This is a genomic window from Proteiniphilum saccharofermentans, assembly GCF_900095135.1.
Classification (GTDB): domain Bacteria; phylum Bacteroidota; class Bacteroidia; order Bacteroidales; family Dysgonomonadaceae; genus Proteiniphilum; species Proteiniphilum saccharofermentans.
The window spans coordinates 3,058,782-3,071,679 of the sequence record NZ_LT605205.1; the positions used below are offsets into that span (position 1 = coordinate 3,058,782).

General features: G+C 45.8%; 10 protein-coding genes and 1 riboswitch. Of the genes, 5 read left to right on the plus strand and 5 right to left on the minus strand.

The window, feature by feature from the left end:
- Nucleotides 1-28: 28 nt before the first annotated feature.
- A riboswitch (TPP riboswitch) is annotated at nt 29-124 on the plus strand.
- A gap of 186 nt (nt 125-310) precedes the next feature.
- The gene (locus PSM36_RS11995) at nt 311-2,545 is read left to right on the plus strand and encodes a TonB-dependent receptor (protein WP_076931095.1); all 2,235 of its coding nucleotides are present in this window, start codon (nt 311-313) and stop codon (nt 2,543-2,545) included.
- A gap of 74 nt (nt 2,546-2,619) precedes the next feature.
- Nucleotides 2,620-3,204, plus strand: coding sequence for a nicotinamide riboside transporter PnuC (pnuC, locus tag PSM36_RS12000; RefSeq protein ID WP_076931096.1), 585 nt, complete (start codon nt 2,620-2,622; stop codon nt 3,202-3,204).
- A 6-nt stretch (nt 3,205-3,210) separates the two neighbouring features.
- Here the strand turns inward: pnuC and PSM36_RS12005 are convergent, their stop codons facing one another.
- From PSM36_RS12005 to PSM36_RS12025, 5 genes are all read right to left on the minus strand, one after another.
- On the minus strand, nt 3,211-4,206 hold the full coding sequence (locus PSM36_RS12005; protein ID WP_076931097.1) for a lipoate--protein ligase: 996 nt from the start codon (nt 4,204-4,206) through the stop codon (nt 3,211-3,213).
- A gap of 67 nt (nt 4,207-4,273) precedes the next feature.
- Complete coding sequence (gene lpdA, locus PSM36_RS12010) at nt 4,274-5,983, minus strand: dihydrolipoyl dehydrogenase (RefSeq protein WP_076931098.1); 1,710 nt, start codon at nt 5,981-5,983, stop codon at nt 4,274-4,276.
- A gap of 13 nt (nt 5,984-5,996) precedes the next feature.
- The gene (locus PSM36_RS12015) at nt 5,997-7,112 is read right to left on the minus strand and encodes a dihydrolipoamide acetyltransferase (protein WP_076931099.1); all 1,116 of its coding nucleotides are present in this window, start codon (nt 7,110-7,112) and stop codon (nt 5,997-5,999) included.
- A 10-nt stretch (nt 7,113-7,122) separates the two neighbouring features.
- Nucleotides 7,123-8,124, minus strand: coding sequence for an alpha-ketoacid dehydrogenase subunit beta (locus tag PSM36_RS12020; RefSeq protein WP_076932230.1), 1,002 nt, complete (start codon nt 8,122-8,124; stop codon nt 7,123-7,125).
- 85 nt (nt 8,125-8,209) lie between these two features.
- Nucleotides 8,210-9,157, minus strand: coding sequence for a thiamine pyrophosphate-dependent dehydrogenase E1 component subunit alpha (locus PSM36_RS12025; protein WP_313381011.1), 948 nt, complete (start codon nt 9,155-9,157; stop codon nt 8,210-8,212).
- Nucleotides 9,158-9,506: 349 nt separating this feature from the next.
- On the opposite strand from PSM36_RS12025, the gene PSM36_RS12030 reads away from it, so the two are divergent.
- From PSM36_RS12030 to PSM36_RS12040, 3 genes are all read left to right on the plus strand, one after another.
- A complete protein-coding gene (locus tag PSM36_RS12030; RefSeq protein ID WP_076931101.1) occupies nt 9,507-9,941 on the plus strand; it encodes an RrF2 family transcriptional regulator in 435 nt (144 codons plus the stop codon).
- A 167-nt stretch (nt 9,942-10,108) separates the two neighbouring features.
- Entirely contained in the window at nt 10,109-10,570 is a 462-nt protein-coding gene (locus PSM36_RS12035; RefSeq protein WP_076931102.1) for a hypothetical protein, read from the plus strand.
- A gap of 26 nt (nt 10,571-10,596) precedes the next feature.
- Nucleotides 10,597-12,822 carry a nitric-oxide reductase large subunit gene (locus PSM36_RS12040; RefSeq protein ID WP_076931103.1) on the plus strand — a complete coding sequence of 742 codons (2,226 nt, stop codon included), beginning with the start codon at nt 10,597-10,599 and terminating at the stop codon, nt 12,820-12,822.
- The last annotated feature ends 76 nt before the right edge of the window (nt 12,823-12,898 follow it).

Here is a 12,898-nt window from a genome sequence, read left to right on the forward strand (position 1 = left end):
TGAACAAAATTGTCCTATCTTTGTTTTCTCATTCGACAGGGGGTGCCCAAGTAAACGGGCTGAGATCATACCCAAATCACCTGATCCGGGTAATGCCGGCGTAGGGAAAATAAAGTCCACACTTCGTGGTTTTTCTGGTATACATCTTCACAAATCCCCTTTTTTATTTCACTAATTAACGATGTACAATGCAAGTTGCGTTGTCCATCCTAAAACTTTATGTAAATGAAACGAGCAGCTTAATCATTTTAGTTTACGATCATGATTATCGCGAGTTCCATATACATTAATAAAAAAATAAATTAGTCATATGAAAAAGGTTTTTTTATTGCCGGCAATCCTGTTGGCATTGGTTTATCAAGCAAAGCCACATGAGGTGCCATCTGACACTCTTAGTCAAATTCAACTGGAAGAGGTAATTGTTTCCGCCACCCGTGCCGGGCAAAATACACCGGTGACATACTCCAATATCTCTTCCTCTGATATCAAAAAAGAAAATGCGGCTCGAAATATCCCGACAGTGTTGCAGTATCAACCATCAATTGTTTCCTTTACAGAAGACGGATTAGGAGTAGGCAACACGGCATTCAGGATCAGAGGTACCGATGCCACACGCATCAACGTAACCCTCAATGGGATGCCGCTGAACAATCCCGAAAGCCAGGAGGTCTATTGGGTAAATCTGCCCGATCTATCCAACTCATTACAGAACATCCAGATACAACGGGGAGTAGGAACATCCACCAATGGATCGGCCGCTTTTGGAGCCAGTATCTCCCTGCAAACGGTGGGGGCACGTTCCGAGGCATATGGAGAAGCTTCTACCTCAGTAGGTAGTTATGGCACGTTCTTGTCCAATATAGCTGCAGGAACAGGGATATTGAAAAACGGACTGTCGTTCGATACCCGCTTCTCACGTGTGTTGGGCGACGGCTATATAAGAAACGGGAAGGTGGACCACACCAACCTATATGCTGCATTATCCCATTACACTGACAAGCAGCTGCTTCGCCTGATCTACATGAAAGGGATTCAACATACCGGCATCACTTGGGAAGGTGTTTCTGAAGAGCAAATGAAGGACGAAGAGTATGGACGGCGTTATAATCCGGCCGGGGAATACAAAGACGATGCGGGCAACAGGCTCTACTATGACAACGAAACCGACAATTACTACTCCGATATCCTGCAACTCACCCTTGCACGGGAACTGAGCCGGAATCTCTCGATGAACGCGGGACTCAGCTACAACCATGGTTACGGCTACTACGAAAATTACCGCTACAACAGAAAATATTCCGATTTCGGGTTAGAGCCCCAGACAATTGGCGATAGCACCTATAGCCGCACCGACTTCGTACGGCAAAAGTTGATGAAAAATGATTTTTATGTGGCCAACCTCAATTTCAACTATACAAAGAATAGCCTGGAAGTGACCTTCGGCGGAATGTACAGTTTCTATGACGGCGACCATTACGGAAGGCTCCCATGGATAAAACACTCGGAGAATATACCCGAGAATTACGAGTGGTACCGTAACGTGGGTGAAAAATCGGAAATGAACTTATTTGCCAAAGCAGAATATCAACTGAACGAGAAACTCTCTCTTTTCGGTGACCTGCAATACCGCCACATTGGCTACCGTTTCAGCGGTATCGATGACGATCTGATGGATCTGACGGGAGAATTCAATTACAACTTCGTAAACCCAAAAGCTGGCCTTTCGTTCCGGATGAACGACCATAACCGGTTCTATGCATCGGCCGCCGTAGGACAACGGGAACCACTCCGAACCGACCTGAAAGATGGGATAAAAGGAGGCGCTGTGAATCCCATTAAACCGGAGCGGATGATCGATTATGAGTTGGGTTACCGACATCAGGGAGAGAATGGTATTCGATTAGGAGCAAACCTCTATTATATGGATTACCATAACCAAATGGTACAGACCGGAAAGCTCAGTGACATAGGATACAAATTAATGGAAAATGTAAAAGACAGCTACCGGGCCGGTATTGAACTGGAAGCAGTTATACCACTCTTTAACAATAAATTCATCTTGGACGCCAACACCACACTTAGCCGGAACAAGATCGACAACTATACGGCCTATTTTGACGTATATGACAACGAAGATGATTACAACTGGACAAGACAGATATCCAAAGATTACGGAACGACCAATATATCCTTCTCTCCCAGCGTCGTGAGTGCGATAGGCGCCACCTGGCAGCCCACACCGGATCTCTATCTGAACCTGACAGGAAAATATGTAAGCAAACAATACCTCGATAATACATCAGACAATGAAAAGTCGATTGATGCCTATTTCGTAAGCAACTTTTCGGCCGGCTATACTTTTAAACCGTCGGCAGTAGGAACTTTCAATCTGCAGTTTTTTGTGAACAACCTGTTCAACAGGAAATACATAGCCAATGGATGGGCATCTACTGATGCTTTTGAGAATGGAAGTACTATCAATTGGGTCGGATATTATCCGCAAGCCCCCCGTAATTATATGGCACGGCTTACGTTAAGTTTTTAGAAAATCATATACATAGTAAACGGATTTTCTCCTTTTACCGGGGAAATCCGTTTACCTTTACATAAAAACAAATAATGCAAACCATTGAAATTATCGGTGCCGTTATCGGACTACTCTATCTGTATCTGGAATACAATGCCAACAAATGGTTGTGGCCGGTGGGTGTACTGATGCCCATTGTGTATGTCTGGATATTCTTCCAGAGTAAGTTCTATGCCGATATGGGAATTAATGTTTACTACTTCTTCGCCAGTATCTACGGATGGGCACGATGGACAAAGCATAAGTCAGAAGGGTCGGGGTTGCCGATCCGCCATACACCCCGCCGTTATATCATACCGATTTTGACAATAGGCACTGCACTTTTTGCGGCTATCGCCTTTATTCTGATCCGATTTACCGACAGTCCCGTTCCCTATGGAGACAGTTTCACTACAGCACTCAGTATCCTGGGCATGTGGTTACTGGCCCACAAATACGTGGAGCAATGGTGGTTCTGGTTCTTCGTGAATATTATCTCCTGCGGATTGTATGTATGGAAAGGGCTCTACCCTACTTCTATTCTTTTTGCTATCTACTCAGTAATTTCTGTTTTTGGATATTTAAAATGGAAACGGATGATGAGCAGTGAAACAACTGCTGAAAGGCAAATCGGTTGAGAAGCCTCAATCCACGATTGCTTCAGTAAGTTCGTCAAGAGAGAATCCTGCAAAATATTGGGAAATATCAAGAGTTGCCAGTGCCTTTTTCACCTCCGAAGAAGTGTATATCACCCCTTTTAAGGCGTGCTGCGGCACAGCTAAATCACCGTTCTTCCCGAAAAAGGTACCGTAGAAACGGATTGCCTTTATCCGGCCATTTCCGATATTGAGAAAGACTTGTATTCGTCCCGCAGAATAACGCTTTTTACGAACTACCTCTGCCACCGGGTTATGCCCATAAGTCCATTCCCAGTTGGCAAACTTTTCCTGACGGGCTTTTTCAATCTCATTTTTTTCATTTTCACTAAAATGATATTCTTTCATTTCGGGAAACTTCCGTTTCATCTGCGACAATATCTTATCTGCAAACTCATGGACGGTGATCTTTACCGGAAGATTGGGCAGGATGTTATCTACCCGGCTACGAACAGATTTTACCCCTTTAAAATCGACCGTCTCTTTGGATACTTCCAGTGCTTTGGCAAGTATACTCAAATCGGTATCGAACAGCAGGCAGCCGTGATGCATAACCCGGTTACCCACATAAGCCTGCGCATTGCCACAGATCTTTTTGCCGTCGATAGTAATATCGTTCCTGCCGGAAAATTCAGCTTGAGCACCCAATTCGGCCAGTGTCTCTATAACCGGTTGTGAGAAAGTCTTGAAATCGAAATCATTTTCTCCCTCCTCTTCATTGGAGATGATAGTATAATTCAGATTATTCAGGTCGTGATAAACCGCTCCACCTCCGGTAATGCGCCGTACCACATGAATCCCGTTTTCCTGGACAAAGCGGTTGTTGATCTCTGCCTGTGTGTTCTGATGCTTTCCGACGATGATAGCCGGTTCATTGATCCAAAGAATAAAAATCTTGTCGAACTGTTTCAACTCCTTGAAACAAAACTCTTCCAACGCAATATTATAAGCGGGGTCAGTACTTTTATTGACAATATATATCATAAGATAAAAGGAGGGCGGGCTCCGTCATCTTTCAGCCGGAACCCGCCACAAAACATATATAATTTATTTACTTCTTCTTTTTGGGTATATGTACCGCTTCATCCAGGATATCGGCAAAGGCTTCGAACAGCGCTTCGGAATAGGTCGGATGCCCATAGATGGTCTTTATCACTTCATCCACTGTGATCTCCATTTCCATGATGAGTGACGCCTGGGTAATGATCTCCGCGGCAGAGGGGCCAATGATATGCACACCCAGCACTTCCCCATAGCGGTTATCTGCGATCACCTTCACGAAACCATGCGCTTCGCTCGATGCCAAAGCACGACCGTTAGCGGCAAAGTTGAACCGCCCGATGCGGATATCGTCGTACTTCGCACGTGCTTCCTCTTCGGTCAGACCGACCATAGCCACTTCGGGCGAGGTATAAACCACTGAAGGAGCGGAAAGTAGTTTGATGGAACGATGATTTCCTTTTACCGCATTCTCTGCGGCTACTTCACCCATACGGAAAGCCACGTGGGCAAGCATCTTGATACCATTTACATCGCCGGGCGCATAAATACCTTTGACGCTCGTCTCCATGTACTTGTCCACTTTTATCTTACCCCGTTCGGTTTCGAACTTCACCTCACCCATTCCTTCGAGGTCGGGCACACGGCCAATGGAGATCAATGCCTTATCGGCAATCACAGAATCTTTTCCATCGATCTTGATTTCCAGCTTATCGCCTTTATCCACAATCTCGGTAATACGGGCAGAGGTGATTATCGTCATTCCCTTCTTCTTGACGATCCTGGTCAGCTCGGCGGAAACTTCATGGTCGAGAGGCGGCACAATACGATCCATCATCTCGATGATGATTACTTTGGATCCAAGGCCGGCAAACGATTGTCCCATCTCAGTGCCAATCACGCCACCACCAATGACAGCCAGTGTTTCGGGTACTTCCTTGATAGCGAGAAGATCATCGCTGGTAAGCACCTTGTCGCTCTCGATACCGGGAATATTGATTCTGGATGCTTTGGATCCTCCGGCCAAAATGATCTTGTCGGCTTTAATGATCTGCGAGTCGTTTACTACCACATCCTTATTCTTGTTGATCTTACCAACACCCTGGTAAATATCCACGCCATTGCTCTTGAGGAGTGCCACAACACCGCTGGTCAGCTTCTTCACCACACCGTTTTTGTACTCCTGCACTTTCTCCATATCCACTTTGATCTGGGAACTGTCGATCAGGATTCCCCTTGTGGATGCTTCCCGGATATGTTCGATGATCTCAGCATTTTTCAGATAGGCCTTTGTGGGGATACATCCTACATTCAGGCAAGTACCTCCGAATTCGCCTTTTTCCACGATAGCCACCCTGGCGCCCAGTTGAGCGGCCTTAATGGCTGCCACATATCCGGCAGGACCGCCACCGATCACAACCACATTATAATTATCCTCGAGACGGATCATCCGTTTATCTTCTTCACTCTCCTTTTCACCTGTATCTTCGATTACCTCGGGCATCAGTGTATCCACCGACTCATTTTCCGACCCGATATAACCGATTACCTCGGTAACAGGAACCGTATCACCGTCGGGGTGTACTATTTTCAGCAGGATACCCGACGCCTCCGCCTCGATCTCCATACTGGTCTTGTCGGTCATTATCTCAAGAATGATCTCACCTTCCTTTACCGGATCACCCTCTTTTTTCAACCATTTCACCACTTGCCCTTCGGTCATGTCTATACCGGCCTTGGGCATGATTATTTCATAAGCCATATATCTATTTTTTTTAAATCAATAAAGTGATCGGATCTTCCATCAATTTTTTCAGATCGGTCATGAATTTCGCTGCCGTGAGTCCGTCTATAATACGGTGATCGCTGGTAAGGCTCATCTTCATGATAGGCCGTACGACCGCTTCGCCATTTACCGGCACAAGTTTCTCCTTAGTAGAAGCAACACTCAGGATGGCCGCGTTAGGCTGGTTGATGATGGCAGTAAACTCATCCACGGGATACATCCCCAGGTTGCTGATCGTAAATGTACTCCCTGCCTGTTCATCCGGTAGTAACTTCTTAGAAAAAGTGCGTTCCGTCAGATCCTTCAATGCCACTACAAATTCGCTGAGCGACATCTTATCGGCATTCTTCACCACAGGCACCAATAGCCCTTCATCCAGACCTACCGCCACTCCCAGATTTACATAATTATGGAAGGTCATTTCCGTTCCTTCCGGATTAAGGCTGGCATTGATATATTTGTGTTTTAACAGCATTTTCACTACAGCGAGGGAGATCAGGTCAGTCACAGTAAGTTTCTTTCCGGTCTTCTCCTGTATTGGTTCTATCAACCGCTTACGCAATGCCAGCAATTCAGTCATATCCACTTCCCATGTCTGGATAAAAGTGGGGATTCCGAAGAAACTTTCCGACATCCGTTTGGCGATAATCTTCCGCATCTGGGTCATCGGTACAGTTTCGGTTTCACCTGCAACCGATGTAACCGGGGCACCCTGTGATACGGCTGCCGCAGGTGCTTTCTGCGACACTTCTGCCGAGGGGCCGGCTGCAGCCTGACCTGCTTTGGGAACAAATACTTCACCAAAGTCATTAAGCGTGAATCGGGCTTTCAAGTCGGGATCAGAGATCAACTGTAACACATCGTCTTTCATTATCTTGTTGCGGTGTCCCGATCCTTTTACCCCTTTCAGGTCTATATTGTGTACTTCGGCAATATGGCGGGCAAGCGGAGAAATATGTGTTTTCTCCTCGTAATTGAAGTTGGCTATATCGTCTTTATGGATGCGCCCTTTGTAACCGGTACCGGTCACACTGAGCAGATCCACACCCAGACGTTTGGCCAAAGCCCTCGCCGCCGGTGTTGCCCTGAATCTTTTATTTTCCATTACTCCCTTTTTATCGGTTATTCACTAATTTGAGAATGTACTTCTTGATCCGCTCCACATTGGGTATCATAGCCGCTTCCAATGTCTGGTTGTAGGGAATGGGTACATCCTCACCGGCAAGGCGCAATATACGTCCGTCAAGGTAATCGAACGCATCGCTCTCCGCAATCATCGCCGCTACTTCGCCAATAAAACCGCCCGTTTTATGTGCATCGTTTACCAGCAATACTTTACCGGTTTTTTTCACCGACTCGAGCACAGCCTCTTTATCGAGGGGTGCCAGCGTACGCAGGTCTACGACCTCCACACTCACCCCTTCGGTTTCCTCTACCTCGTTCGCAGCCTGCATCACACGCTCCAGCATACGTCCATAGGTGATGACGGTGACATCTTTTCCTTCTTTTTTGATATCGGCTTTCCCGATAGGCAATACAAACTCCGGATCAAGCGGTACCTCACCCTTCATATTATATTGTGCCTTATATTCGAGGAAGATCACCGGATTATTGTCGCGGACTGCCGCCTTGAGCAATCCCTTTACATCGGCCGGCGTGCCCGGGGCAATCACTTTGAGTCCGGGGATATGGGTAAACCAGGCTTCAAGCGATTGAGAGTGTTGTGCGGCAGAGCCGACACCACCTCCCGCCGCGGCACGGAATACCACCGGTATCTGCCCTTTCCCGCCATACATATATCTTGTTTTGGCAGCCTGATTCACAATATTATCCATCATATAGACAATAAAGTCCATAAATGTCACATCCACAATAGGGCGCATCCCGGTCATGGCAGCGCCTATGGCCGCTCCGGAAATGGCATTTTCTGAAATAGGAGTATCACGCACACGTTCTTTGCCGAACTCCTCGAGCATTCCTACCGATGTACCGAAGTCACCTCCGAAAATACCCACATCTTCTCCCATCAGGAATACATTCTCATCACGACGCATCTCTTCCGACATTGCCATGATGATGGCATCACGGACAGACATGAGCTTTGTTTTATTTTCCATCTGTTTTTTTCTGCTGTTGTTGTTTTGTATGAGCAACAGAGACTATAAGGTCTCCGGGCTAAATCATTTTTGGGGTTAATTGAATTTAGTCTGCAAAGATATCTTCGAACGCCGACTCCAATGTCGGTTCCGGACTGCTCAATGCAAATTTCTCTGACTCTTCTACCGCTGCCAGTGACGCCTGTTCTAACGCTTCTATCTCCTGTGCGGTAGCTATTTTATTCTCGAGAAGGTGTTTTTTGAAACGATCGATAGGATCTCTTTTCTTCCATTCATCCACCTCTTCTTTGGTACGGTATTTTCCGGGATCAGACGTAGAGTGCCCTAACCAACGGTAAGTGACCGCCTCTACCAGAACCGGACCGTTACCATCACGTACATACTGTACTATCTCTTCGAATTTATTATAAACGGCAAGCAAGTCATTACCATCCTCAATAAAATGCCCGGGAATACCGTAAGCACAAGCCCGTTGGTAATTGTAGTCGATATTGATTACATCCTTGATAGGTGTACTGATGCCATACATATTATTAATAGAGTAGAAGATCACCGGCAATTTCCAGATAGAAGCCATATTTAACGTTTCGTGGAAAGTTCCCTCGTTACATGCTCCATCGCCAAAACAGCAGAGAACAATCTTTCCGGTTTTTTTCATTTTCTGGGTGAGTGCGGCACCAATGGCCATTCCCATTCCTCCGCCTACAATACCATTCGCACCTAAATTTCCTCCGTCGAGATCGGCAATATGCATGGAACCACCCTTTCCCTTACAAGTTCCGGTGGCCTTTCCCATAATCTCCGCCATCATTCCGTTGAGGTCTATCTCTAACGCAATACTCTGTCCATGTCCGCGATGATTGGAAGTAATCAGGTCGAATCCGGCCTTTATCGCACCAATAGCACCCACATTGGCTGCTTCCTCCCCTATGGAAAAATGTGTCATCCCGGGTATCTTTCCTTTTTTTACAAGCCGGTTTACCCTGCTATCGAAATTACGGATATCAAGCATCAACCGATGCATGTGCAGCATTTTCTCCTTTGTTAATTCACTTTTTTTTGATTTTGTTTTGGCCATAACAGCTTTTACTTTACAATATAATATTTCTTAGTGTATCCTTTAATAATTAGAACGATTCTACATAAGAACAGTTTTTCAAACCTATTGTTTGAAAAAGCGTATCTTTTATATTTTATTAAATATTTGGCATTCATAGGACAAAGAACCAAGAGCAAAGAACCAAGACTTTTTCAGCATGACAAATGAAGTGTAATGATAGAAAATCTATGCAGTAAAAAGTAAATTCTCTTATGCGAAAAATATTTACGACAAAAATATCGTAAATAAAAAAAATAATATATCTTTGGCAAAAATAGATTATATGTTCTCGAAAACTTGCGAATATGGAATAAGAGCCACTCTCTATATTGCCTCCCAATCATTGAAGGGAAAAAGGGTCAAAATCGGTGATATTGTAGAGAATATCGGCTCTCCGGAAGCATTTACGGGAAAAATACTGGGATTGTTATCAAAAAGTGGTATTGTGGAATCCTATACAGGGCCCAATGGAGGATTTGAAATCAAACGTGAAAATTTGCATGGTATCACTATGGCAGACATAGTCAGGGCAATCGATGGAAATACTTTTTTTGAAGGCTGCGCACTGGGATTGAACCATTGCGATGAAACACGCCCTTGCCCTATACACTATTCTGTGGAAGAGATCAGAAAAGAAATGAGAGGAGTCCTGCAAAATACCACTGCTTATGAACTGGCAGTAGGAATTAAAAACAGGGAAACCCTATTGAAGCGGTAAATTTTTTCCTTTAATTTACGACAAAATTATCGGAAATACAAAAGAACAGGATATCAAATTATTAAGTAATAATAATTGTTTTCCATTCTCATTATGCTTGGTATAATGCAGGACATTATCAACCTGACAAAAAGTAGTTTAAATTAATCGCAGCTAAAATCAAAAATATGCTAACGAAAGAAGCTCAACTCCACATTCTGGCATTACCTTCTATTTTTTTATGGATTGGATTTGTTTGTGCCATCAGCTTCATGGAGGCGTGGGTAAAGTTCAGGGCACCTGGCGTGACACTTCCTTTAGGTCTCGGCATAGGTAGCTTGGTATTCAAAGCACTGAATAAAGCAGAATGGGTATTTGCCATTCTTATGGCAGTGGACCTATTCCTACTTCACCGTGGGATGGGAATAAACCTACCCAGGGTACTATTTCTGATCGCATTGCTGATACTCATCATTCAAACACTTTGGCTATTACCTGCACTGGATGCCCGCATTCCTCTCTACCAGCAAGGATTGGAAGTCCCGTCATCACCACTCCATTTTTATTATGTGGGAACAGAAGTGGTCAAGGTTATCTGCTTGTTCATAACAGGCATTCATTTTTTAAGATCAATCCGGATAATATCATAAATTTCTAACCTAAAAAATGATTCAGTATGACACAGAAAAAATTGTGGATTGCATTTGCACTGGTGGTAGGCATTTCATTTGCCGTATTGCTGTTTTACGGCGTCCAGATCTATCAACAGGCTCCGCCCGTACCCGAAAAAGTGACTAACGAGACGGGCGAGGTGTTATTTACAGGTAATGACATCAAAGACGGCCAGAATATCTGGCAAAGTATCGGCGGACAGGAAATAGGAACCGTATGGGGCCATGGTGCGTACGTGGCACCCGACTGGACAGCCGACTATCTGCACAGGGAAGCCCAGTATCTCCTGAACAAATGGTCTCAGGCCGACTACGGAAAAGAGTTTGATGCATTGGCCACTGCCGACAAGGCCTCATTGGAGTCGAGGTTGCAGGAGTTCCTTAGGGTAAACACCTATGATGCTGCAACCGGGACACTCACTATTCACAGCGAACGATATGAGGCATTCCTGCACAATAAGCAACATTATGCAGGACTCTTTATGGATGATCCGGCACTGGATAAACTCCGTTCCGATTATGCCATTGCGAAAAACACCATCAAATCGGAAGAGAGGATGGATAAAATGGTGCAGTTCTTTTTCTGGGCCTCCTGGGCATGCGTCACGGAACGTCCCGGTTCGGACGTAACCTATACGCACAACTGGCCTCCGGACGAGCAGATAGGTAATGTGCCGACCAGTGATCTGGTGCTTTGGACAGGATTCAGTATTATCATGCTGCTTTTAGGGATTGGTATCATGATCTTTGTACAGGCACGCAGCCGCCAGGAGGAGACGCTTAAACCGGTGGAAGACCCATTGATGAACCAGACCATCACCCCGTCGATGTGGGCGGTAAAGAAATATTTCTGGATTGTGAACCTGCTGATCCTGGTACAAGTACTGCTGGGCGTGATCACTGCACACTACGGAGTGGAAGGAGATGGTTTTTACGGCATCGACATCGCTAAATTCATCCCCTACTCCATCACCCGTACCTGGCATATCCAACTGGCCATCTTCTGGATAGCTACTGCATGGCTTGCCACCGGATTATATATTGCCCCTTCGTTAAATGGAAGGGACCCGAAATTTCAGAAACTGGGGGTAAACCTACTTTTTATCGCCTTGCTTATCGTGGTGGCAGGCTCCATGACCGGGCAATGGTTCGGAGTAATGCAACGGCTCAATCTTGTCAATAATTTCTGGTTCGGGCATCAGGGATATGAATATGTGGATTTAGGCCGTTTCTGGCAATTACTCCTGGTAGTAGGCCTGTTCCTTTGGCTGGCGCTGATGGTCCGGCCTATCCTGCCAATCATCAAAAAGGGAACATCAGAAAGAGGATTGCTGATCCTGTTCCTGATCTCCTGTGCCGCCATTGCGTTATTCTATGGTGCGGGGCTTATGTGGGGACGGACAACCAACCTGGCTGTTGCCGAATACTGGCGCTGGTGGGTAGTCCATCTCTGGGTAGAAGGCTTCTTTGAGGTGTTCGCTACCGTGGTGGCTGCTTTCCTCTTTACACGCATGGGACTACTTGGTATCAAATCGGCGACCAACAATGTGCTTTTTGCCACTGTTATCTTCCTCACCGGGGGTATTCTGGGAACCTTCCATCACCTTTATTTCACCGGGACGCCGACAGCGGTCATGGCACTGGGTGCCACGTTCAGTGCACTCGAAGTGGTGCCGCTGGTGTTAATCGGGTTTGAAGCCTATCACAACTACCGGATGAGCAAAGCCACCGAATGGCTGGCGGATTACAAATGGCCTATCTACTTCCTTCTTTCGGTCTCCTTCTGGAACTTCCTAGGGGCCGGGATCTTCGGATTCATCATTAATCCACCCATCGCCCTCTACTATATGCAGGGATTGAACACAACACCGGTACACGGCCATGCAGCACTCTTCGGGGTTTATGGCATGTTAGGTATCGGGCTCATCCTGTTCGTATTGCGCAGTATGTACCGGAAACAGAAATGGAACAATAAGCTGATCTCATTCACCTTCTGGACACTCAATATCGGATTGCTGTTGATGGTTGTACTGAGCTTGCTGCCGGTCGGCCTGATGCAAACCGTAGCCAGTGTCAAGGAAGGAATGTGGTATGCCCGTTCCGCCGAATTCATGCAGCAACCGCTGGTGAGTGTATTTAAATGGTTACGCATTGTAGGCGACACTGTCTTTGCAATAGGCACCCTCGCCCTCTTCTGGTTTGTATACACATTAACAATAAAGAAAAAATAACTATTCACCCCAGGGCAACTCTCCCGGCTTTCTGTTCCAGAAAGCCGGGAGAAGCTCTCTAAAATATGTATCAATT

Excerpts from the sequence above, each read along its gene's own strand:
- PSM36_RS12025 (WP_313381011.1), bottom strand. The coding sequence starts at position 9,157 with ATGCTGCACATGCATCGGTTGATGCTTGATATCCGTAATTTCGATAGC.
- PSM36_RS12020 (WP_076932230.1), bottom strand. The coding sequence starts at position 8,124 with ATGGAAAATAAAACAAAGCTCATGTCTGTCCGTGATGCCATCATCATG.
- PSM36_RS11995 (WP_076931095.1), top strand. The coding sequence starts at position 311 with ATGAAAAAGGTTTTTTTATTGCCGGCAATCCTGTTGGCATTGGTTTAT.
- pnuC (WP_076931096.1), top strand. The coding sequence starts at position 2,620 with ATGCAAACCATTGAAATTATCGGTGCCGTTATCGGACTACTCTATCTG.
- PSM36_RS12015 (WP_076931099.1), bottom strand. The coding sequence starts at position 7,112 with ATGGAAAATAAAAGATTCAGGGCAACACCGGCGGCGAGGGCTTTGGCC.
- PSM36_RS12030 (WP_076931101.1), top strand. The coding sequence starts at position 9,507 with ATGTTCTCGAAAACTTGCGAATATGGAATAAGAGCCACTCTCTATATT.
- lpdA (WP_076931098.1), bottom strand. The coding sequence starts at position 5,983 with ATGGCTTATGAAATAATCATGCCCAAGGCCGGTATAGACATGACCGAA.
- PSM36_RS12040 (WP_076931103.1), top strand. The coding sequence starts at position 10,597 with ATGACACAGAAAAAATTGTGGATTGCATTTGCACTGGTGGTAGGCATT.
- PSM36_RS12035 (WP_076931102.1), top strand. The coding sequence starts at position 10,109 with ATGCTAACGAAAGAAGCTCAACTCCACATTCTGGCATTACCTTCTATT.
- PSM36_RS12005 (WP_076931097.1), bottom strand. The coding sequence starts at position 4,206 with ATGATATATATTGTCAATAAAAGTACTGACCCCGCTTATAATATTGCG.